The organism is Stenotrophomonas sp. AN71, assembly GCF_050435725.1.
Classification (GTDB): domain Bacteria; phylum Pseudomonadota; class Gammaproteobacteria; order Xanthomonadales; family Xanthomonadaceae; genus Stenotrophomonas.
This window is the reverse complement of the sequence record NZ_JBNDKU010000001.1, coordinates 52,402-74,782: the sequence shown is the minus strand read 5'-3', so window position 1 is coordinate 74,782 and position 22,381 is coordinate 52,402. Positions and strand designations below refer to the sequence as shown.

The 22,381-nt window shown below is 68.0% G+C and carries 21 protein-coding genes; 7 read left to right on the top strand and 14 right to left on the bottom strand.

The window, feature by feature from the left end; genetic code table 11:
- Positions 1–79: 79 nt before the first annotated feature.
- Complete coding sequence (locus tag ABH900_RS00345) at positions 80–793, top strand: DUF2968 domain-containing protein (RefSeq protein ID WP_429620182.1); 714 nt, start codon at positions 80–82, stop codon at positions 791–793.
- Between the two features lie 74 nt (positions 794–867).
- Here the strand turns inward: ABH900_RS00345 and ABH900_RS00340 are convergent, their stop codons facing one another.
- Positions 868–1,254, bottom strand: a complete 387-nt coding sequence (locus tag ABH900_RS00340) for a hypothetical protein (protein ID WP_429620181.1) — start codon at positions 1,252–1,254, stop codon at positions 868–870.
- A gap of 185 nt (positions 1,255–1,439) precedes the next feature.
- On the opposite strand from ABH900_RS00340, the gene ABH900_RS00335 reads away from it, so the two are divergent.
- A complete protein-coding gene (locus tag ABH900_RS00335) occupies positions 1,440–2,264 on the top strand; it encodes an alpha/beta fold hydrolase (protein ID WP_429620179.1) in 825 nt (274 codons plus the stop codon).
- 100 nt (positions 2,265–2,364) lie between these two features.
- On the opposite strand, the gene ABH900_RS00330 is transcribed toward ABH900_RS00335, so the two are convergent.
- From ABH900_RS00330 to ABH900_RS00300, 7 genes are all read right to left on the bottom strand, one after another.
- Positions 2,365–4,011 (bottom strand): MFS transporter, encoded by a 1,647-nt coding sequence (locus ABH900_RS00330; RefSeq protein WP_429620177.1) that lies wholly within the window; start codon positions 4,009–4,011, stop codon positions 2,365–2,367.
- Positions 4,005–5,288 carry an alginate export family protein gene (locus ABH900_RS00325; RefSeq protein WP_429620175.1) on the bottom strand — a complete coding sequence of 428 codons (1,284 nt, stop codon included), beginning with the start codon at positions 5,286–5,288 and terminating at the stop codon, positions 4,005–4,007. Before ABH900_RS00325 ends, ABH900_RS00330 begins: the two co-directional genes overlap by 7 nt.
- Complete coding sequence (locus ABH900_RS00320) at positions 5,267–7,114, bottom strand: amidohydrolase (protein ID WP_429621385.1); 1,848 nt, start codon at positions 7,112–7,114, stop codon at positions 5,267–5,269. Before ABH900_RS00320 ends, ABH900_RS00325 begins: the two co-directional genes overlap by 22 nt.
- Before the next feature lie 119 nt (positions 7,115–7,233).
- A complete protein-coding gene (locus ABH900_RS00315; RefSeq protein WP_429620174.1) occupies positions 7,234–7,659 on the bottom strand; it encodes a DoxX family protein in 426 nt (141 codons plus the stop codon).
- 2 nt (positions 7,660–7,661) lie between these two features.
- Complete coding sequence (locus ABH900_RS00310) at positions 7,662–8,318, bottom strand: hydrolase (protein ID WP_429620172.1); 657 nt, start codon at positions 8,316–8,318, stop codon at positions 7,662–7,664.
- Positions 8,315–8,731 carry a helix-turn-helix transcriptional regulator gene (locus ABH900_RS00305; RefSeq protein WP_429620170.1) on the bottom strand — a complete coding sequence of 139 codons (417 nt, stop codon included), beginning with the start codon at positions 8,729–8,731 and terminating at the stop codon, positions 8,315–8,317. Before ABH900_RS00305 ends, ABH900_RS00310 begins: the two co-directional genes overlap by 4 nt.
- A 77-nt stretch (positions 8,732–8,808) precedes the next feature.
- Positions 8,809–9,141: a hypothetical protein gene (locus tag ABH900_RS00300; RefSeq protein ID WP_429620168.1), complete on the bottom strand. Its 333-nt coding sequence runs from the start codon at positions 9,139–9,141 to the stop codon at positions 8,809–8,811.
- A gap of 112 nt (positions 9,142–9,253) precedes the next feature.
- Here ABH900_RS00300 and ABH900_RS00295 point away from each other — a divergent pair, with 112 nt between their 5' ends.
- Together ABH900_RS00295 and ABH900_RS00290 are read left to right on the top strand one after the other, a co-directional pair.
- Entirely contained in the window at positions 9,254–12,283 is a 3,030-nt protein-coding gene (locus ABH900_RS00295) for a two-component regulator propeller domain-containing protein (protein WP_429620166.1), read from the top strand.
- Positions 12,276–12,929, top strand: coding sequence for a response regulator (locus ABH900_RS00290; RefSeq protein ID WP_429620164.1), 654 nt, complete (start codon positions 12,276–12,278; stop codon positions 12,927–12,929). Before ABH900_RS00295 ends, ABH900_RS00290 begins: the two co-directional genes overlap by 8 nt.
- Before the next feature lie 237 nt (positions 12,930–13,166).
- Here the strand turns inward: ABH900_RS00290 and ABH900_RS00285 are convergent, their stop codons facing one another.
- From ABH900_RS00285 to ABH900_RS00265, 5 genes are all read right to left on the bottom strand, one after another.
- The gene (locus ABH900_RS00285; RefSeq protein ID WP_429620162.1) at positions 13,167–14,483 is read right to left on the bottom strand and encodes an acyl-CoA thioesterase/BAAT N-terminal domain-containing protein; all 1,317 of its coding nucleotides are present in this window, start codon (positions 14,481–14,483) and stop codon (positions 13,167–13,169) included.
- 108 nt (positions 14,484–14,591) lie between these two features.
- Positions 14,592–15,314, bottom strand: a complete 723-nt coding sequence (locus tag ABH900_RS00280; protein WP_429620160.1) for a LytR/AlgR family response regulator transcription factor — start codon at positions 15,312–15,314, stop codon at positions 14,592–14,594.
- A complete protein-coding gene (locus ABH900_RS00275) occupies positions 15,311–16,342 on the bottom strand; it encodes a sensor histidine kinase (protein ID WP_429620158.1) in 1,032 nt (343 codons plus the stop codon). Before ABH900_RS00275 ends, ABH900_RS00280 begins: the two co-directional genes overlap by 4 nt.
- A 156-nt stretch (positions 16,343–16,498) precedes the next feature.
- Positions 16,499–17,956 (bottom strand): amidohydrolase family protein, encoded by a 1,458-nt coding sequence (locus tag ABH900_RS00270; protein ID WP_429620156.1) that lies wholly within the window; start codon positions 17,954–17,956, stop codon positions 16,499–16,501.
- Between the two features lie 52 nt (positions 17,957–18,008).
- Positions 18,009–18,710: an ankyrin repeat domain-containing protein gene (locus tag ABH900_RS00265; RefSeq protein WP_429620154.1), complete on the bottom strand. Its 702-nt coding sequence runs from the start codon at positions 18,708–18,710 to the stop codon at positions 18,009–18,011.
- Between the two features lie 120 nt (positions 18,711–18,830).
- Between ABH900_RS00265 and ABH900_RS00260 the strand changes: the two genes are divergently transcribed.
- Together ABH900_RS00260 and ABH900_RS00255 are read left to right on the top strand one after the other, a co-directional pair.
- The gene (locus tag ABH900_RS00260; protein WP_429620152.1) at positions 18,831–19,712 is read left to right on the top strand and encodes a LysR substrate-binding domain-containing protein; all 882 of its coding nucleotides are present in this window, start codon (positions 18,831–18,833) and stop codon (positions 19,710–19,712) included.
- 118 nt (positions 19,713–19,830) lie between these two features.
- Positions 19,831–20,268, top strand: a complete 438-nt coding sequence (locus tag ABH900_RS00255; protein ID WP_429620151.1) for a DUF3806 domain-containing protein — start codon at positions 19,831–19,833, stop codon at positions 20,266–20,268.
- 48 nt (positions 20,269–20,316) lie between these two features.
- On the opposite strand, the gene ABH900_RS00250 is transcribed toward ABH900_RS00255, so the two are convergent.
- Positions 20,317–21,477, bottom strand: a complete 1,161-nt coding sequence (locus tag ABH900_RS00250; protein WP_429620149.1) for an amidohydrolase family protein — start codon at positions 21,475–21,477, stop codon at positions 20,317–20,319.
- Positions 21,478–21,661: 184 nt separating this feature from the next.
- Between ABH900_RS00250 and ABH900_RS00245 the strand changes: the two genes are divergently transcribed.
- Complete coding sequence (locus tag ABH900_RS00245; RefSeq protein ID WP_429620146.1) at positions 21,662–22,306, top strand: hypothetical protein; 645 nt, start codon at positions 21,662–21,664, stop codon at positions 22,304–22,306.
- The last annotated feature ends 75 nt before the right edge of the window (positions 22,307–22,381 follow it).

The following is a 22,381-nucleotide window of genomic DNA, read 5'->3' as shown; positions in this document are numbered from 1 at the left end:
GGCGCCCGCGCCCATGCTAGACTCCCGGCGGGGAACCACCTTCATCTCAACCCACACTTCATCCGTGGATGGTCTAGACATGCGAGAAACTTCAGGGGGCGCGGTCTTCGCCCGGCACGCGCGCGGCGCGGCAGTGCTGGCCGTGGCCATGATGCTGGTGGCACCGGCGGCGATGGCTGCACGTGGCGACCGCGAAACGGCGGAACAACCCGCTGCGCGCAGCGCACCGGTGGTGCGCAACACCGTGGATGAACTCAAGCAGCTGATGGATGCGCGCCAGCTGACCGAGCTGCGTACTACCTACAACGGCAACTACGGCGCCAGCCTGCTGTTCAACGCCAGTACCCTGACCTACTACGTTGCCCTGTTCCAGGAGAAGAACTTCTGGCGGGTGATCAAGACCGACGCGGTGGACAACGCCGAGCGCGTCTACCGCACCTTCGCGCAGCAGTCCGAGCAGCTGGCCCAGGTCTACATCGACACCACCCGCCTGGAAGCCGGCAAGCGCTACACCGAGCGCCTGGTGGCCTACAACGAAGAACGTCTGCGCAGCCTGCAGCAGGAAATGGAGCAGCAGCAGGCGCAGTCGGCACAGGTCAGCGCCGCGTTGCAGCAGGCGCAGCAGCAGGCGGTCAGCCTGAGCACCGATGTGCAGAGCACCAACAGCCAGCTGGATGCACTGCAGCGCCGCATCCAGATCCTGCAGGCCGAGCAGGGAAATCCTGAGCTGAGCCTGCCCAAGCCGGACAACCTGTCTTCGCCCGCGCCGGCCGCGGCCAGCAACGGCCGCTGAAGCCCGACCTTCCGCATCAACCTGCAACGGCGCCCCAGGGCGCCGTTGTCGTTTCTGGCCTTCATGGCTTGCTTTCAACGGCAGGCCTCATGCACCGCATCGTCCAGTTGCCTGCGTTGCACGAAATCCAGCCGCCTGCGTTTGAGCAACGTCTGCTCGCGTTGACGGCGGACGCGCTGGCACGCCACCGCATCCGTGCTGATCGTGATCACCGCGCCCTGCGCCCGCGCCACGCGGCGGCTGCGACGCGGCGACTTGGGCGTGGCGGCTGCGGGCGGCGCAACACCGCGCGACAGTGACTGCTCCGCCGGCACTTCCCAACGCCATTGCGCACGCCCCGGGCACGGTGTCTGCTGGTAGACCGGATGTGGACCGTCCACACACTTGTAGACATTGGTCTGCGCCGGCAACGTAACCGGCAGCAGCAGATACAACATCAGGGTCCATCTCATCTTCGGCATCCAGCGTCTCCGCAAGCGATGTGTCCATCCTCAGCGCACAGGCCATCACGTGGCCAGAGCGGTACGCGTCACCGCCACCGCAATCCAGCACAGCCATGCAATCCCGGCACCCGCGACGGCGCTGTACTACCCCAGGAACCGGCCTGGTTGCCGGCCCCGTCCCTCCATCCGCCAAGGAACCTGCAATGAGCAACTTCATCACCGTCGCCGATGGCGCCCGCATCTTCTACAAGGATTGGGGCACCGGCCAGCCGATCGTGTTCGCCCACGGTTGGCCGTTGTGCTCCGATGCCTGGGACCCGCAGATGCTGTTCATGGGCCAGAACGGCTACCGAGTGATCGCCCACGACCGCCGCAGCCATGGCCGCTCCAGCCAGACCTGGGACGGCAACGACATGGATACCTATGCCGACGACCTGGCCGCGGTGATCAATGCGCTGGACCTGAAGGACGCGATCCTGGTCGGTCATTCCACCGGCGGTGGCGAAGTGGCGCACTATATCGGCCGCCACGGCAGCGCACGCGTGGCCAAGGTGGTGCTGGTCGGCGCCGTGCCGCCGCTGATGCTGAAGACCGCCAGCAATCCGGCCGGCACCCCGTTGGAGGTGTTCGACGGCATCCGCAAGGGCACCGGCGGCGACCGCTCGCAGTTCTTCAAGGACCTGGCCACCCCGTTCTTCGGTGCCAATCGCGAAGGCAATGCCGTGACCCAGGGCATGCGCGATGCGTTCTGGCTGCAGGGCATGCTGGGAGGCGTCAAGGGCCAGTACGACTGCATCCATGAGTTCTCGGAAGTGGACTACACCGAAGACCTGAAGAAGATCGACGTGCCGGCACTGGTGGTGCATGGCGACGACGATCAGATCGTGCCGTTCGAAGCCTCGGCCAGGCTGTCCTCGCAGATCATCAAGGACGCCGAACTTAAGGTCTACAGCGGCGCGCCGCACGGCCTGACCGCTACCCACGCCGACCAGTTCAACGCCGACCTGCTGGCGTTTGCCCGCAAGTAACCACCCACGGCGGCGCCCCACCACGCCGCCGGAAAAAGGGGACGGAGGGGATTAAGTCGTTTGTGCACAAACGACTTAATCCCCTCCGTCCCCTTTTCTGTCAGATATCGCTGTGGTGATGAGGCACGGCGGCGGGCAGCGGATCGTGGCCGCCGACGAAATGGCGCACCACCGGTGCACGTTCACCACGATGCAGCCCGCGCAGCAGTTCCTGGATCGCCTTGTCATCGGCGGTGATGCGTTCGTGCTGGCGCAGGTGCTCCAGCCACGACGGGGTCACGAAATACTCCAGGTGAATGCCGGGGCTGGCCACATCCTCGACTACACCCCACACCACCGCGCCATCGCGACGGCGAATCGTTCCCAGCGCGCGCATCTGGGCCTGGAACGCGGCACGGTCGCTTGGTTCGATGCGGTACTCGATGGTGATCAGCACCGGGCCACGATCATTCGACACCGGTACCGACAGTTCGGGGGCCGGCCAATGCCCGGCCGGTCGCAGGTTGAGGTCCTCGGTACCGGCGATACGCACCCGCCACACCAGCACCCCGCCGATCACCGCGCCGGCGGCCGCCACCAGCAGCGCCAGCTCCGGCGATGTGCGCTGCGCCAGCGCGCCCCAACTGAGGCCACCGGCGGCCATGCCCGCAGAGAACACCATGATGTACAACGCCAGCGCACGTGCGCGCACCCAGGCCGGCACTGCGGTCTGCGCGGCGATCTGCAACGACGACAACACGGTGATCCAGGCGAAACCGTTGATCAGCATCACCGGCGGCAGCACGTACCAGCTGCGGGTCAGCGCCAGGCCGACCAGGCTCAGTGCCAGCGACAGCGTCGCCAGCAGCACCAGCAGGTCACGGTCCAGCTGTGCGCGCAGTTTCGGCAGCAGCAACGCGCCGCCCACCGCACCGATCCCGATGCAGCCCAGCAGCATGCCGTACTGCCCTGCTCCACCGTGCATCTGCCCGCGCACCACCACCGGCAGCAGTGCGTTCATCGCGGCAGCGAAGAAGAAGAAGCCGACCGACTTGATCAGCACCGCCTGCAATCGCCCCGCGCGGCTGGCGTAGCGCAGGCCGGCCTTCAGCCCAGCGCCGAAGCCTTCCGGCGGCAGGCTGGACTGCGCGGGGTCGCGCTTCCAGCCCCACACCACGAACAGCATCGCGGCGAAGGTAATGGCATTGAAACCGAACGCCCAGACCGCACCCAGCTGCGCCACGATCACGCCACCGATGGCCGGACCGATAGAGCGCGCGATGTTGATCCCGATTGAATTCAGTGCCACCGCCGAAGCCAGCATCGGTTGCGGCACCAGTTCGGAGACGATCGCCGCCTGCGCTGGCATCGCCATCGCGGCCCCGCAGCCCATGCAGAAGGTCAGCAGCACCAGCAGCTGCGGGGTCAGCAGGTCCAACGCGGTCAAGCTCGCCATCACCGCTGCTACCAGCAGCATCCAGCCCTGGGTGGCCAGCAGGTACTTGCGGCGATCAACGATGTCAGCGAGGGTGCCCGCCGCCAGCGCAAGCAGCACGATCGGCACCGTGGTCGCCGATTGCACCAGCGCCACCATCACCGGTGAGCCGGTGCGTTCGGCCATCACCCAGGCGGCGGCGACGTCGTTGACCCAGGTGCCGATGTTGCTGGCCAGGATCGCCAGCCAGATCGAGCGGAACATCTGGATCTTCAACGGGGACCAGGCGCCTGCGGCCTGTACAGGAGGTTGCGACGCGCTTGCATTCACCATTGCCATGCTCCAACGATCGAGGCGAACAGCGTGTCCTGGCCGCCGGACTGCTTCAGTGCAGGACCGGCATCGACCCAGGCCAGCTGCAGCTGCCATTGCCAGTGTTCGCTGGCCTGCCAGCGGGTTTCGGATTTGTACTGGGTGCCGATCCGGCGTGCACCTCCGGCACTGCCGGGCAACGCCACCAGCGGTGCCGGCGTGGTGTAGACCGCGTCGGCGCGACGATGCTTCCAGGCCATCTGTACGCCCAGCTCCGTCGTCACCGCGTCGTGCAGGCGCAGCGACAGGGTCGGCTGCACGTCCATCAGGTTGGCCGGTGCCAGCAGGCTGGCTTCGCTGAAATAGGCCGACTTCGGGAACAGTGCATTGAAGGTGCCCAGTCGCCCATCGCGCAGATTGCCATCGCCACTGGCGATGTCGGCCTTCAGTCCCAATCGTGGCTGCAGCGGCAGCGCCTTCCAGCGCCAGCCGGTATCGGTGGCCAGCGTCCAGGCGCGGATGTCGAGGTCGCCCGTGGCGATGCGCAGTTCACCGCCCTGCACCACCAGCTCGCTGTTCCAGTCCAGCGCGCCCGCTTGGCCGAACCAGCGCGCACCCAGGGTCTGTCGCCGCTCGATGCCGGACCCTGCGGCGAAGCGCGCGTTCTCGCGGCGGTAGTCCAGCAGGTACAGGTCCCACTGCCCGGGCCAGCGGCCGCGCGCCGTGGTGGCATACCCGCCCCACAGGTGCGCACCGGGTTCACCGCGATCATCAAAGGCACCAGGGCGGTTCTGCACCGGTCGCAGCGCCATCAGATCGACCACGCCCAGCCTCCCCGTCCAGCCCACGCGGGCGCCGTCGAAGGCCAGCCGGATGTTCGGCCCATCGCGCACCGACAGCAGGCGCGAGCTGCCGTAGCCCGCTTCCTGCCGTCCCAGCTGCAGGTGGAAGCTGCCGCGCTGCCAGCGCCAGTACGCCTGCTGCACATCCAATGCACTGCGGTCGGTCCGGCCCGGGCCGCCCGCTTTGCCCTCCTCGCCGTGCACGCCCAGCTGCACCTTCGCCTGCCAGGTGTCCTCCACATAACTGGCCGAGGCCAGCGCACGCAGCAGGCCATAGCCATCCTCCGCGCCGCCGATGCCGAACCGTGTCGGGTCGTAGTACAGGCCACGCACGCGCAGCGACGCGTCCCATTGCAGCTGGCCGTCGCCTGCCTCGATGCAACGGTCACTTTCGCAGGCCAGCACCAGTGCCGGTGCGACCAGCAGCACCAGGCTCAGAATGCGAAGCATGAGCATCCCATCGCACCCCAGAACGCGGTCAGGTCATTGGTCGGTGCCGCATGCTGCGCGGCATGCCCGTGCGCGCCATGGGTGCTGCAGGCAGCCCCGTGATGATGGTGGTGGGCTGCCGCCAGGCCGGTGGCCGCGCCGCCGACATGGTAGCCACCGAACCGGTTGACCGGCGACCAGTCCGGCATGGCCGGCGGCAGCTGCGGGGCAAGACCCGCATAGTCGGCGTCGGCATGCACGATGCGGCCACCGACCACGGTCAGCACGCTGGTGATGTCGGCGATCTGCGCGTCATCGACGCGGAAGAAGTCAGCCGAAAGCAGGATGAAGTCGGCCAGCTGGCCCGCTTTCAGGGTGCCCTTCACTGCTTCATCGCCGGAGAACCAGGCGCTGCCCTGGGTCCACAGGCGCAGGGCCTGCTCGCGCTCCAGCAGGTTCTCATCGCCGTACAGGGCCAGGCCGCCGACGGTGCGCCCGGTCACCAGCCATGACAGCGCCACCCACGGGTTGTAGCTGGCCACACGGGTGGCGTCGGTGCCGGCACCGACCGGCACGCCTTCGGCCAGCATCCGCTTCACCGGTGGCGTGTGCCGCGCCGCCTGCACGCCATAGCGCTCGACGAAGGCTTCACCCTGGTAGGCCATGCGATGCTGCACGGCGATGCCACCACCGAGCGCGCGGATGCGCTCGATGTTGCGCGGGGTGATGGTTTCGGCGTGGTCGATGAACCAGTGCAGGCCATCGAACGGCACCTCGCGGTTGACCTGTTCGTAGACATCCAGAATGCGGCTGATGCTCTCGTCGTAGGTGGCGTGGATGCGGAACGGCCAGCGCTTCTCGACCAGCAGCTTGACCACATCGTGCAGCTGCGGCTCCAGCTCCGGCGGCAGTTCCGGACGCGGCTCGTTGAACAGCTCGAAGTCGGCCGCCGAGAACACCAGCATCTCGCCGGCACCGTTGTGACGCAGCAGGTCATCGCCCTGACGCGGCTGCAGGATCTCGCTCCAGCCACGGAAGTCGTCTACCTCCTTGCCCTTGTTCTGGGTGAACAGGTTGTAGGCGATACGCACGGTCAGCTGATCGTCGCGGTGCAGCTGCTCGATGACCTGGTAGTCCTCAGGGTAGTTCTGGAAGCCACCGCCGGCATCGATCACCGAGGTGATACCAAGCCGGTTCAGTTCGCGCATGAAGTGACGTGTCGAATTGGCCTGATACTCGATCGGCAGGCGCGGGCCCTTGGCCAATGTCGCGTACAGGATCAGCGCATTGGGCTTGGCCAGCAGCAGCCCGGTCGGATTGCCCAGCGAATCACGCACGATCTGCCCACCCGGCGGATCCGGGGTGTCCTTGCCGTAGCCGCACGCGCGCAGCGCGGCACGGTTGAGCAGCGCGCGGTCATACAGGTGCAGCAGGAACACCGGTGTGTCCGGCGCGATGTCGTTGAGCTCCTGCAGGGTCGGCAGGCGCTTCTCGTTGAACTGCGCAGCAGTGAATCCACCTACCACGCGCACCCACTGTGGCGCCGGCGTGCGGTCGACCTGCGCCTTCAGCATCGCCATGCCGTCGGCGAGCGAGCGCAGGCCGTCCCAGCGCAACTCCAGGTTGTAGTTCAGGCCGCCGCGGATCAGATGGGTGTGGCTGTCGTTGAGGCCGGGCAGCAGGCGACGACCCTGTGCGTCGATCAGGGTCGCTTCGTTGCCCCAGTCACGCATGATGTCCGCGTCGCTGCCGACCGCGACGATGCGCCCCTCCTGTACGGCCAGCGCCTGCGCGTGTGGCTGTTGCGGATCGAGGGTGGTGATGCGGGCATTGCGGATGACCAGTGTGCTCATGCGACGCTCCTTGGACGTGGAATCGAGTGCGGCAGCGGCGCGGCCGGCCAGGCCGAGCGCCATCGCAGCGCCGCTGGCCAGCACCACATTGCGGCGGCCGTGATCAGGCGGATCGTGGCTCATGCGGGGTCTCCAGGAAGTCGTTGGCCGTCCAGCGCCCAGGCGCCGGGCCCGGCCAGCGCGAGGGCCAGCAGTACCGCGGTCCACATCACCGGGTACTCACTGCCGCCGCGCATCCAGAACCAGCCCTTGGGCAGTGCCAACAGAATGGTGAAGCCGATGAAGGCGGCCGCCGCAAGCGCGGCGATGCGGGTCTGCCAGCCCAGCAGCACGGCCAGTCCGGACAGCACCTGCAGCAGGGCCAACAGCACAGGCAGTGGTGGCGCCGCCGGCAACCCGAAGCCGCGCAGCTCAGCCGCGAAACCGCTCAATCCAGGGCCACCGAACCAGCCGAGCAGCTTGCCCAGCGCATGCGGCAGCAGGAATCCACCTGCCGCCACCCGCAGCATCAGCAGGGCCAGGTCGAGGCCATGGCCGGCCAGCATGTTCAGTGCCCGCCTTCCTGTGCGCCGAACATGCGCTTGGCGTACTGGATGCCGATGCCGTAGCCACCGCCGTGGTCGCGGGCGATACCGGTGGTCAGCTCATAAGTCTCGCCCCGTGCCCAGTCGCGCTGCAGCTCCAGCAGGTACTGCACGCTGGTCATGGGTACCGCGCCGGCCTGCACCATGCGGGTGACAGCGCGTTCATGTGCTTCCTCGCTGACATCACCACAGGCGTCGGTGATCACGAACACGTCGAAACCCTGCGCCAGCGCCGACAGCACCGGGCCGACGATGCAGACGCTGGTCCACAGCCCGGCCATGACCAGGCGTCGCTTGCCGATGCGGTTGATCTCATCGATCACCGGCTGGTCCTCCCAGGTGTTCATCGAGGTCCGGTCGAATACCGGCTGGCCCGGGAAGATCGCCGGCAGCTCCGGGAACATCGGGCCGGAGAACGATGCTTCCGCCACCGTGGTCAGCACCACCGGCACGTTGAAGCCCTTGGCGCCCTTGCCGATCAACGCCACGTTGTTGCGCAGCGCGGAGATGTCGATGGTACGGGTAGCGAATGCCATCTGCGACTGGAAGTCGATCAGCACCAGGGCGTGATCGGTTGGCGACAACAGGGCCGGGGCAGCCGTGGCGGTAGCAGGGTTCATGGTTGGACTCCGTGGGAAGCAGGATCAAGAGGAAGCAACAACGCGGCGTCGCCGGCCAGGAACTGGCTGGGACTGCAGCCGGTTTCCGCGCGGAAGCTGCGGACGAAATGGCTCTGGTCGAAGAAGCCCAGCTGCTGCGCCACGCAAGCCATCGGCAGATGGGCACCCGGCAACAACTGGCGCGCGCGCTCGATGCGGCGGCGGCGCACGTACCGAAGGGGACTGGCGCCGGTACCGCTGCGGAACAGCCGCACCAGATGGAAGCGGCTGACGCAGGCGGCGTTGGCCAGATCGGTCACCCGCAGCGGCTGCGACAGGTGTTCGTCGATGTAGCGCAGGGCGCGCTGCAATGCGACGGCCTGCTGCGGTGCCAGTGATACGACCGGCGAATCAGGCGGAGAAACGGTGGCCATGGAAGACGCCGCGAGGGGGTGGCCCATGGTGCGCGGACCGCACGAGATGCCCTACCCCCGTCGGACGAGGCCAGCACCTACCCGAATGGGGGAGGCCGCCGCCCAAGCACGCGGCGACCGAACACCCGCGCATCCAACGAATAGGCGCCTGGCCCCAGCACCAGCAGCGCCAACGGCATCAGTACCAGTGGCCAGGGCAGGTCCTGCGCGAACAGACCTGCCGCAGCCAAGGCAGCCGCCAACGGCATCAATGCGCCCAGCAGCAACATCGTCACCGCCAGCAGGCACAGCACCGTCAGCCACCCCGCGTGCGCGCCCGGGGTGCACAGGGCAGCGGCGACGCACAGGCGCAGCCACAGCAGACCCAGGCCCGGCCCTCGGTCGGGAAACATCACAAACAGGCGCTGCATCGCCAACCTCCACAGAACATGCCAGCGTGGGGACATGCCGGCGTGATAGCCGACGGCGCCGCCGCGCGCCTACCCCGTTCGGGTCACCCCGGCCTGCCCCGCACCTGCCAGAATGCCCGCCATGCGTGGCCGCCCCTTCCCCTTCCTGCATCGCCTGCCGACGCTGCTGACGTGCCTGCTGCTGTGGACCGCCCTGCCCGCCCTCGCCGTGCAGCGCCCGCCGGTGAGCGGCGGCCTGCCCGGTTACGAGCACACCGCCTGGCGCGTCGGACAGGGCGCGCCCGGTGACATCTGGGACATCGCCCAGGACCGTGATGGCCTGCTGTGGCTGGCCACCGGTTCAGGCCTCTACCGCTTCGATGGCCGCCGCTTCGAACGCCAGGCCGCACCGGCCGGCAGCCACTACCCCTCCACCAACATGGTCACCCTGGCGCGCGACGCCGACGACGCGTTGTGGATCGGCTACTTCCAGGCCGGTATCAGCCAGTTCGCACTCGGCCAGCTGCACAACTACGGCCGCGACCAGGGCGTGCCGGTCGGCGTGGTGCCGCACTTCAGCCAGGACCACGAAGGCCGACTGTGGGCAGCGATCAATGGTGGACTGCGCTGGTTCGATGGCCAACGCTGGCAAGCCCCGCCCGCCTCCGCCGGGCTGCCGGAACACCGCGTGCAATGGGCGCTGCACGACAGCCGGCACACCTTCTGGGTGCTGGCCGACCTGAAGATCTGGATGCGCACTGCAGGCCAGACACGCTTCCAGGACACCGGCATCGAGGTCTCGCAGATGGCCACGCTGGTGGAAAGCCCGCAGGGGGAAGTGTGGTTGGCCGACCGGGTGCGCGGCACCTCGCCGTTGGCCAATGCACAGGGGCTGCTGGCGGAGAATGAACGGGAAGCGCGACGGCTGCCGGATCTGGTCGCAACGCGGTTGCAGTTCACCACGGACGGCGCGCTGTGGGCGACGATGAGCCCGCATGGCGGTGTGGCCCGGATCATTTTCGAAGGCACGCAGGCCGTGCGCATGGAGCGGTTTGATTCGCCGCACGGCCTGACTGCCACCTCGGCGGTGCCGATCATCGCCGATCGCGAGGGCAATCTCTGGGTCGGCACCAACCTGGGCCTCAACCGCTTCCGCGCGCGCAGCGTGCACACGTTGGCGGTCGGCCCCAGTGATCCCTACCGCTCGCTGGTGCGTACCCGGGATGGACGGGTCTATGGCTACGGCGAAGACCTCAAGCCCTACGACCTGCGCCGCACCCTGCTGGACGGCAGCGCCGCGGAGCTGCAGGCCGCGGCACGCCAGGCGCCCACACCGATCTGGCAGTTCGACTGGGTCAACCTGGCGCGCACCGTCGAAGGCCGCACCACATTGATTCCGCTGCCCGCACCGTTCACCGGGCAGCCTCTGCATGCGCTGCTTTTTCCCGACGACACGCAGGCCTGGGTATGCACCGGCGAACGCGGTGTGCTGCACTATCGGGAGGGCCAATGGCAGCGCGAGGTTCGCCTGCCCGAGCAGGCCTGCTCCTCGCTGGCGCTGGACGGCCACGGCCAGTTGCTGCTGGGCTACGCCGATGGTCACCTGCGCCGCATGGGCACGACGGGCGTGGAGACCTTCGGCGCAACGCAGGGGCTGTCGGTAGGGCCGGTGACCGCCGTGCTGCAGCGCCAGGACCTGCTGCTGGTGGCCGGCGAAGCCGGGCTGGCCGCACGCGTTGGCGAGGGGCGGTTCGTTGCCGTGCGCACCGATATGGCCGGTGTGCTCGAAGGCATCACCGGCATGGTGGCCGATGCGGGGGGACATCTGTGGCTCAACGGCAGCCGTGGTCTGGTAAGGCTGGAGAGCAGCCAGCTGCGCCGCGCACTGCGCACGGGATCCCAGGTGACGCCGCGCCTGTTCGATGCCGTGGACGGCATGCCCGGCATCGCCCTGCAGAGCGGACCGATCTCCACCGCCGCGTTGGCCGATGACGGGCTGCTGTGGCTGGCCACCAACCAGGGCCTGGCGTGGCTGGACACCACCCGTTCGCACGTCAACACCACACCGCCCAGCGTGCGCATCGGTGATGTTCTGTACGGCAGCGAACGCCAGCTGTTGCATGACGGCCTGCGCCTGCCGGCGGGTACGAGCCAGCTGCAGATCGACTACGTCGCGCTGTCGCTGGCACGCCCGGAGCGAAACCGTTACCGCTACCGTCTCTCCGGTGTCGACGATGGCTGGCAGGACGCAGGCAGCAGCACGCGTGCGTATTACACCAATCTCGCGCCAGGCAGCTACCGGTTCGACGTCGAAGCCGCCAACGAGGACGGCATCTGGAGTACCACGCCGGCCAGCCGCAGCTTCCGCATCGCGCCCACCTTCATGCAGACGGTGTGGTTCAAGCTGCTGTGCACGGTTGCCGTGCTGGCACTGCTGGTGATGGCGGTGCGCATCCGCAGTGGCCAGCTGGCGGCGCTGTTCCGCGCGCGCCTGCAGGAACGCAATGGCGAGCGCGAACGCATCGCGCGCGACCTGCATGACACGCTGCTGCAGGGCAGCCAGGGCCTGATCCTGCGCCTGCATGCCATCAGCCAGTCTGCGCAGACACCGGAGCCAGTGCGCAGCCAGCTGGAGGCCGCCATGCAGCTGGCCGAGCGCAACCTGGCCGAGGGCCGTGAGCGGGTCAACGCGCTGCGCGATGGTCCGTTCGCTGGCCGCGACCTGGCCTCCGCGCTGGCGGACGTGCATGCCGAGTATGCCGGTCACGGCACCAATCCCCTGCGCCTGACCGTGGAGGGTACAACGCCACCACTGCAGACCGACGCCGCCGAAGAGGTGTTCCTGATCGGCCGCGAGGCGATCCGCAACGCACTGCGCCATGCCGATGCGAGCGCCATCGAAGTGGAACTGTCCTATGGCACGCGCTGTTTCATGCTGCACGTGCGCGACGATGGCGTTGGCATCACAGACGAGGATGCCGGCCATGGGCATTGGGGACTGCAGGGCATGCGCGAGCGAGCGCATCGGCTTGGAGCGGAGCTGCAGCTGTGGACCCGCCCCGGCCTGGGTACCGAAGTGGCGCTGGCGGTTCCCGCACGGCGCCTGTATCACCGCCGCGCCTCCCGTTGGCGCTGGCCCTGGAGCAGACCGAACCATGACTGAGACCCCTACCCCGATCGGCGTGCTCGTGGTCGACGATCATCCGTTGCTGCGCGATGGTCTGGCCGCGCTGCTGGGCGCACAACCCGACCTGCGCCTGCTCGGCGAAGCCGCCGATGGCGAGGAGGCCATCGCGCGCTACCAGCAGCTGCAGCCGGACGTGGTGTTGATGGACCTGCAGATGCCGCGCCTGGATGGCGTGGAGGCGATCATGCGGATCCGTGCACTCGACCCGCGCGCGCGCATCATCGTGCTGACCACCTACCGCGGCGATGTGCGCGCGGTGCGTGCGCTGCAGGCCGGTGCCAGCGCCTATCTGCTGAAGGACATGCTGCGCCACGAACTGGTGGACACCATCCGCATGGTCGCCGGCGGCCGCCGCGCACCGATCCCACCGGCGGTCGCCGCCAGCATCGCCACACACGTGGTGGAAGACCGGCTGTCGCCCCGCGAGACCGAAGTCCTGCGGCATGTGGCCGGCGGGTTGTCGAACAAGCGCATCGGCGAACGCATGCAGATTTCCGAACAGACGGTGAAGGCTCACATGAAGAGCCTGATGGACAAGCTCGGCGTCGGCGACCGCACCCATGCGGTCACCCAGGCGTTGCGACGCGGCATCATCAGCCTGGACGACACCGGGCTGGACTGATGCGTGCCCCCCGCGATCAGTAGATCCACGCCATGCGTGGATGAAACCGGCCACGCATCGTCACAACGTCTCGGCCAGGAATGCCAGCACCGCGGGGCCCACTTCGCGATCGGCGCGTGCGTGTCCTTCAGGCGTCCCACCCACCTGCAGATACGGCCCCACATCGTGGCGATGGGACGTGTGGCCCCCGCGATCAGTAGATCCACGCCATGCGTGGATGAAACCGGCCACGCATCGTCACAACGCCTCGGCCAGGAACGCCAGCACCGCGGGGCCCACTTCGCGATCGGCGCGTGCGTGTCCTTCAGGCGTCCCACCCACCTGCAGATACGGCCCCACATCGTGGCGATGGCTGGTCGGTTGCAGGATCGGCGTGATCAGGTGGCCGGCATCGCCGTAGTACAGGAACCGGTCCCGATCTCCGCGCCCGGCCGCTGCCAGCGTTCGCTGCGCAACCGCCAGCATCACGCCTGAATCACCCAGCCGGTCGTCTCCACCGCCCACCCACAACGTGCGCGCGGTGATCCTTTCAATCGGCAGCATGGCCTGGCGCAGGGCCGGCTCCCATTGCGGGCCGGGCCGTCCCCAATCCACGTCCTCACGGTACGGCAGCCAGGGCAACGGCCTGCCCTGCCAACTCAACGGCGAATGATCCACCGCGCGGAAATCGGCCGGGGCCACATCGCGGGCGATGCCACGGAACGGCGCCGGGGTGCCGACCCAGGAAACCGCAACGCGCAGCTGCGGCAGATGCACGGCGGTGGCCATGGTCACGATGCCGCCCCACGAACCGCCCAGCAGCCCGACCCGCTGCGGATCCACCTGCGGCTGCCGCTGCAGCCACAGCACTGCGTCGCGCACCGTTTCCAGTGGCACCTCGATCAGGTCCTTCGGCACACCTGGACCGCGGTACCACGCGATCGACAGCGCGACATATCCATTGCTGGCCAGCCATGCCGCATAGGCATCGCCGCCTTCGAATCCTCCTTCGGCCCCTCCCAACGCCACCAGCGCGGGACCGCGTGTTCTGGGCGTGTATTCGGGCGGCAGATACAGGTGCGCCTCGCGACCGCCGACCTCCACCCGTCGCACCTGTACGCCAGGCAGCATCAGATGGCGTTGCAGGGTACGCCGTGCCACCACGGTACCGGCCCGTTCCACCTCCAGTTCGAACGAGCGCGGCTGGAAGCCCATGCCATCGGCACTCCGTGGCCACTGCAGGGGCAGTGCTGCGGCTCGCCCGTCCTGCGGTCGCATCGACCAGATCAGACCGCCTGCATCGACGCCGCGATAGGTGCCCTGTTCCGAACCACTGCGGTCGGTGTCGACGACACCCTGCAGGTCGGCACGCAGCAATGCCTGCGACTGCCAGCGCTGTCCACGGCTGTCCTGCAGGGACAACCTCAGCTGCAACGGCTCGGCAGCCGCCAGGCCCTCGATGGTGATCGATGGGACACGGTCGGCGCGCCCCTGGTGGTCCTGCACTTCGACGCGCACCTCGGCCATCGCCGGCAATGCCAATGCCCCCAGCAACCAGCCCCAACAGCTCCGCATGCCCTGCCCCCAACCTGGAAAACCACAGGGTGTCGCCGTGCCGTCCCTCGCGGTGCACATCCTGCTGCCGATGGCATCAACCGTGCCAGCGCTGGCACCGGCCGTGATTCAGGCACGCGCCGCCAGGGCCGCCTCCAAGGTGGATCGATAGCTGCGGCTGACCGGCACGCGTACACCGCCGGCCAGTTCAAGCAACGCATCGCCGTTGTGGCGCTCGATCAACGATTGCACGCGCAGCGGATTGACCATCACCGAACGATGCACGCGCAACAGTCCACCCTCGGCCAGCCGATCGGCCAGTTGCGCCAGCGACTCGCGCAGAAGATGCAGCTGCGTTCCCACATGCACGCATGCATAGTGACCGGCCATGTCGATGTAATCGATCTGCGCCAGCGGCAGATATTGCACGCCTCCCGCCCCTGGTACCGCCAGCGTCCTTGCGCTTTCCACCTCTGGCTCGACCAACCCGGCCAAGCGCCGCGCGCGCTCGATCGCCTCCAGCAGCCGCGGCATCGCCACCGGCTTGAGCAGGTAGTCGGCCACCCCCAGCTCGAAGGCGCGCAGCGCATGCTGCGGCAGTGCGGTCACGAAGATGGTGTGCACAGCCAGCGCCGGCTGCTGTTGCGGCAACTCCCAACCGCGGCCATCGGGCAGTACCAGGTCCAGCAACAGCACGTCGAAGTGGCGCCCGCGCAGCTGTTCGCGCGCCTGCGCAAGGCTGGCCGCCTCGGCATCGACCCTCACCTGTGGAACCCGGGCCAGCAGCTGACGCAGCCGGGCACGCGCCAGTGCCACGTCATCCACCACCAGTACACTCAGCGGGCGGGTCACGTCCGCGCTCCCGGCACGCTCAGATGCACCCGGTAGCCGCTGCCGACGTGCGAGGCCTGCAGCTGGCCTCCCACCATCGCCAGCCGGCGACGCACCGCATCGAGTCCGCTGCCCAGCCCACGGCTGCTGGAGGGTCGCAGGCACGGATTGGAAATCCAAACACCGAGCATGCCGGCCTCCACCGTGGCGCGCAGTTCGATGTGCAACGGTGCATCCCCGGGCTGCCAGCCACTGTGCAGCAGCGCATTCTCGATCAATGGCTGCAGCAGCAGGCCCGGCACCAGCCAGGCCAACGCTTGCGCACTGGCCTGCAGGTGCAGATGCAACGCCTCGTCGCGCAGCAGCGATTGCAGCGCCACATGGTCCTGCGCCGCCCCCAGCTCATCGGCCAAAGGACGTTGCGGCGGGCATTGCAGGGTGTCGCGCAGCAGCGAAGACAACTGCACCAGTGCGGCGTCTGCCGCCTGCGGACGCAGCAGCGCCAAGCCACCGATGGCATTGAGCGCATTGAACAGGAAATGATGCTGGAGATGTTGCCGCAGGGCCACTTCGCGGGCGAGCTGCAGCGCTTCTGTCTGCGTCCTCAGGCGCTGCAGCCAGGCCAGCCCATGACCGACGCCGGCCACCGCGATGACGGTGGGCAATGCAAACAGTGCAGTAATGCCGATCGCGCGCACCACCTGTGCGGGCGATGGCAGCGGCTGCGCCTGCCAGAGCTGCAGCAGAAGATGGCCCAGCCCCCAGCCAAGCGCGGTCAACACCGGAGTCAGCAGCAGCCCCAACAGCAACCAGCCGATCAGGTGACGCCGTCCTGGCAGTGGCCAGCGCCGGCAAGCCGCCCACAACGGTGGCGTCGCCAGCATCCAGGGCAACTCGGCGCCGAGGATGAACAGCGCCGCCGGCAACAGGCCACCCGGCTGCTGGCTCAGGTGCACGGCGGGTATCGCGGTGGCGATCAGCAGCCCCCACAGGGCCAGCATCACCCACCGCGGACGTGGCAGCGACAGCGGCGTTTCAGGTGCGGGCAAGAGAAAAGCAGGGGAAACAGACATGCACGGCATCGAACAGGAACCGGGCACCATGCTAGGCGTCCGCGCTGTTTCCTTCCCGTGCCGGAAGCAAGGGCTTCGATCGATGAAGGGGCCGGATCCCTTTCCCGCGGAAAGGGATCCGGCCCCGGGCCATCAGTCGGCCTTGGCAGCCTCGGCATTCCACGCCGCCACCTTGGCCTTGGTCTCGGCCAACATCTTGTCCAGCGCCGCACGGTCATACACGTTGCCGCGCAGGATCACGCTGTCGATCTTCTCGGTCGCGGCGATGTCCTGCAGCGGGTTGGCGGTCAGCAGTACCAGGTCGGCGGCCTTGCCCTGCGCGACGCCGCCGTAGCGGTCCATCTGGCCGAACCAGGCCGGGCCGGAACGGGTCGCGGCCGACAGCGCCTGCGGTGCGCTCAGGCCCTCCTTCACGAACAGCTGCAGCTCCTGGTGCAGGGCAATGCCCGGGAAGTTGAACGAGTTGAGGAAGCCCGCATCGGTGCCGGCGATGATCGTCACGCCCGCCTCCTGCAGCATCGGCAGCACCGCAGCCACCTGGTGGTACTGCGCATGGCGCGCCTCGATCTGTACCGGCGTGGCCTTCGCTGCACGGTCCACGCGCCACTGGTAGGTGGCACGCAGGCCCGGGCCGATGTAGGCCAGGTAGGGATCGTTGGCGTGGTCATCCTGGTCGAGGAAGTCGAGGATGCGGCCACCGTTGAGAGTCGGGGTCACGAACACGCCGCGCCTGGCGAAATCACGGTAGGCGTGCATCGCGGTATCTCGGTCGAAGCTGGCATCCAGGCGCCGGTTGGCTTCGGCGCGATCAATGCGGCCAGCGCCGAAGTCCGCCGCAATCTTCGCCTCATCCTTGCTGCCGGCCTTGAAGGCATAGTCCAGATGCTCGATCGAGGCCAGGCCCGCATCGACGGCCTGCTCCACGGTGAGTGCCATCGGGATATGGCCGGAAGCCTTGAAGCCGGCCTTGCGCGCGGCGCTGGCCGAATACAGGAACAGCTCCGGCTTCAACGTGCTGTCGGTGATCTTCACGAAATCGACCTTGTCATGCTGCAGGCGGCTGATCGCCTGGTCGACGTCGGCCTCGCTGCCCACCTCGATCGTGCCCTTCCAGACCGGCTTGATGCCTTCGATCTTCGCGCCCGAACTGAGCAGACGCGGGCCGAACAGGGTGCCCTTGGCGATCTCGCCCCGCCACTGCAGCACCTGCTCGGGCAGGTCGCCGGAGCAGTCACGCACGGTGGTGATGCCATGGGCGATGTACAGCGGCAGCAGCGCCTTGTTCTCTTCGATCAGCGCCGGCCCCCCGCCGAAGTGCACGTGCATGTCCCACAGCCCCGGAATCAGGTACTTGCCGTTGGCATCGATCTGGCGGGCGGTCTTCCACTGGCTGCGCAGCTGCGCGTCCGGACCGACCGCGACGATGTCCTCGCCACGGATCACCACGCTCTGCCCCACCAGGCTGCGGGCGTGCTCGACATCGACCACGGTGGCGTTGCGGATCAGCAGATCGGCGCGCTCCGCCGCTGCGGCCGACAGCGGTGCAACGGCAAGAAGAATGGCGAGGGACAGCGGACGGGAACGGAACATGGACAGCATCCTGGTGGGCACGCCCAGCGTGCGGAGTGGAAGGGGTCGGTCTTCAGCGCGCCGCGCCGTGCTGGCGCAGCAGGGTTTCAATCTGTGAGTAGCCACGCTGACGCGCGTGGGCCAACGGCGTAATGCCATCGCCATCGGCCAGCTCGGGATCGGCGCCGGCGTCCAGCAGCAACTGCACGATCTGCACATGACGCGCCCCTCCATCGCCGAGCAGGATCGCTTCCAGGAGTGCGGTCCAGTGCAGGCGGTTGACATGGTCGACCGCCACGCCTGCGCGCAGCAGCGTGCGCACGGTGGCGACGTGGCCACGCTCGGCGGCAGGAATCAGCGCGGTACCGCCATAGCGATTTGTGCTGCGCAGATCGGCGCCGTGCGCCAGCGTCATCGCCAGGATCTCATCGAGGCCACGCGCACCGGCGTACAGGTAAGCGCTGTCCTGCAGTGCATCCTTGGCGTTGACGTCGGCACCGGCTTCGATCAGCTCGCGTGCGGCGTCCACGTTGTTGCCATGGGCAGCCAGCAGCAGCGCGGTGCGGCCCTGGCCGTCGCGTGCCTCCAGATCAGCGCCCTGCCCGATCGCCTCGCGCACGGCCTCGGCGTCGCCGCGGCTGGCGGCATCCCGCAGGTTGGCATCGGCGTCGGCCCTGGAGGTGGCGGTGCAGGCGGGCGTGAACATGATCAGCAGGCACAACATCAGCACGCGCGCCAACGGCGCAGGCCAGGCAGAGCAACGATGGAAGCGCATGTCGGTGTCTCCTCCTGTCCGTCGCCGCGACACAGCGCGGCGCTCGCAACGGCCGGGCATTGCCGGCCCCTGCCCTGCATGGTAGAAGTCGGTCCTGGTATCCAGAAGTGAAATGTTCAAATGCAAGACAGTGCCAAATCGAATAGAACGCTGTTCGAACTGGACCTGCTGCGCGCGCTGGTGATGGTGGCCGACTGCGGCAGCTTCACCACCGCGGCCACCCGCCTGCATTCGACCCAGTCCACCGTGAGCCAGAAGGTGCGGCGGCTGGAGGAACTGGCCGGGCATCGCCTGCTGGAACGTGGCCACCGCGATGTGCATCCGACCGATGCCGGTCACACCCTGCTCGGCTACGCGCGGCGCATGCTCGACCTCAACGAGGAAATGGCACAGGCGCTGGCCGGCGCCACCGTGGAAACCGCGGTGCGCATCGGTGTGCCTGAGGATTTCGTCAACGCGCAGACCACGCGCATGCTGGCCGCCTTCAGCCGCCATCACCCGCAGGTGAAACTGGAGATCAGCAGCGGCCTCAGCCGCGACCTGGCGCATGGCTTCGACCATGGCGAACTGGACCTGGTGCTGGTCAAGCAGCGCCGCAACAGCCGTCAGGCGGTGCATTGCCGGCGCGAGCCGATGCATTGGATCGACAGCCGACGCAGCAGCTGCCTGCAGCATGAGCCGCTGCCCTTGGTCACCTTTCCACCGCGTGGGCTGTACCGCGACGAGATGATCCAAGCGGTGGAGGCTCTGGGCCTGCGCTGGCGCATCGCCTTCACCAGCTCGTCGCTGAGTGGCATCCAGGGTGCGGTCGCCGATGGCATCGGCATCAGCCTGCTGCCGCGCCGCGCGGTCAGCCGCGAACACCGCATCATCGACGGCGAGCGTGGGTTGCCGGTCATCGACAACTACGAGATCGGCCTGCTGCATCGTACCGACGCCGATGAGGCCGTGCGTGCGCTGGCCAGCGAGCTGTGGCGGCAGGTGCAGCGCGAACCGGATTGATCACCGCACGTGGATGGAACTTGCACATCGATCATCGAAATCTGGTCAGACCTGTTCCACACGGGGGTTCATCGCCGGCTAGAGTGCCCGCTGTTTCCGTGCCCCACGGCGCTTTGCCATGTCCGACCAGACCCCCACCCGCTTCGACGCCCTGCCCGCGGCCCTGCAGACCCATCTGCAACACCAGCGATCGCAGATCGCCACACGCGTGGCCGCCGGTTTCCCCACACTGCCGGCGCAATGGCCGCTGACGGCCACCATGTTGCAGCGTGTGGTCGATGCCGAGCTGATCGATCGTGACGACTGCGAGGGCTGGGAAGCACTGGGCGTAGCGTTCGGCGATACGCTGGCCCAGCGCGTGCCGGGCCTGGCCTGGATGCAGGTCACCGATGCGTGGGGCATCGATGCGGTGCTGCGCTACGCCGACAGCAGCCTGCAGATCGGCGCCAGCACCCTGCTGCTCAAACGCGTTGAACAGGGCCAGGTGATCGACATTGCCCATCTGCTGGCGTGGCTGGAAGAGTTCGTCGCCACCCGCGCCGACGACTACGCCTGACCGACGCGCGCCGGCGATGATCGCATTCCATCCACGCACGGCGTGGATTTACCGCCAACGACCATCGACCACCACCCGGCGCTCCGCCGGGACCCCGGCCACGGCAGCCGGGCCATGATCGGCCCGCACCGCCACGAAGGTCGCCGGCCGGCCTTCGCCGATGCCGTGCTGCGGCAGCCCGATCACCTGCGCGGCATGGGTGCTGACCATGTCCAGTGCCAGCATCAGGTCGGCATCGGTATGGAAGCCGGAACGGTAGCCCAGCAGCATCGCCCGCTGCAGCAGATCGCCATTGCCATACGGCCACCAGCAGTCACGGATGTTGTCGTTGCCGGCGAACACACGCACGCCGGCGTCATGCAGCGCGCGCAATGGCGGGAACGGATGGTCGCCCGGTGCGTTGCTCATGATCGCCACGCCAGCGACGGCCAGCGCTTCACCCACCTGCAACGCGCGCACCAGCGGCACCTCGCCCAGCGAATACGCATGGCTTACCGCCACCCGTCCCTGCAGGCCGGCAGCGCGGGTGCGCGCGGCAATGCGTTGCAGCTGGGCCAGGCCGATCTCGCCGGGCTCATGCAGATGAATGTCCAGCAGCACGCCGTAGCGCTCGGCCAGGCCGAACAGCAGCGCCAGCTGGCCTTCCGCATCGCCATCGAGCGTGGTCGGATCGATGCCGCCCAGCACCTCCACGCCAGCGGCGGCGGCCTGCTCCAGCACCACGGCGGTGCCAGCACAGGACATCACGCCCGCCTGCGGAAACGCGACCAGCTGGATGCGCATGATGTCGGCACAACGCAGCGCCGCCTCGCGCACAGCCTCCAGATGGCGCAGGCCGGTACTGCCATCGATATCGACATGGCAGCGCATGCCCACCGTGCCAAAGCTGCTGCATTGGCGGATCAGCGCTTCGGCACGATCAACCATCGGCGCGGCCGTCGCCAACGCGGCCTTTTCCACCGCCAGCCGCTCGCGCAGGCTGTTGACCGGCTGATGCGGGTGCCAGCGGTCACCCACGAAACTCTTGTCCAGGTGGATGTGGCCATCGATCAGGCCTGGCAGGACGGTAAAGCCCTGCAAGTCGACGCTTTCCGCCCCCTGGCGCGGCGCGGCATCCTCATTGAGGCCATTGATGCGTCCGTCACGGATATGAAAATGCAGCGGCGCGCCATCGCGGTCGACACCCCCATGAACGAACTGAAGCGTCATCGGAAACTCCCGGAAAACCAGAACAGGGCGCCATCGTGCCCCCCACCGCAACCATCGGCCAACGAAATATCTACATGCAACGCATTCATCAGAACGATGAATGACCCTGCGACGGCCGGTCGCAGCTACGCCGTGCATACCCCTGAACGGGTACCATAGCCCCCTGTTTCCGTTGTGATGCCGCATGGGCCCGTCCGACCGCCACGATCGTCTCCGCCGCTGGCAAGCCGCGTCCCTGCTCGCCGCCGCCCCGATCGCCAGCCTGTCCGCCACGGATGCGGCGGCCACCGCGCCGTTGCAGGCGCCGCCGGGCCAGCAACGCATCGCGCCGGCTGCGCTGGTCGAACGCCTGCATCAGCGTGTGCTGTCCGGGCAGAGCGCCACCGCCACCCTGGAACACTGGTGCGCCGAGCACGGCCTGGCCGAACAGGCGCGGGTGCGTGCGGTGCGCGTGCACGGCCAGGACAAGCCGGCCCCCGCCGATGTGGTGCAGGCGCTGGGCGCGACCCAACCGGGCACCGCCCTGCGCTACCGCCGCGTGCAGCTGGTCTGCGGCAGCCGCGTGCTGTCCGAGGCCGACAACTGGTACCTGCCCGGCCACCTCAGCCCGGCAATGAACCAGGTGCTGGACAGCACTGACGAGCCGTTCGGCCGTGTGGTCGGCCCGCTCGGCTTCCAGCGTCAGACCCTGGCCGACCAGACCTTCTGGCCGCCGCGCGGCGAAGGCGACCACGGTGTGATCCTGGAAGTGCGTGCGCTGCTGCGTGACCGCCAGCAGCAGCCCTTCAGCTACGTCATCGAGTCATACCTGCTGCAGGCGCTGCCCTAGGCGGCCACCAGATGTAACGACACCGGACAGTGGAACAGCAGAGGGCCCGGTCATGCCGGGCCTTCCGCTTTCCTG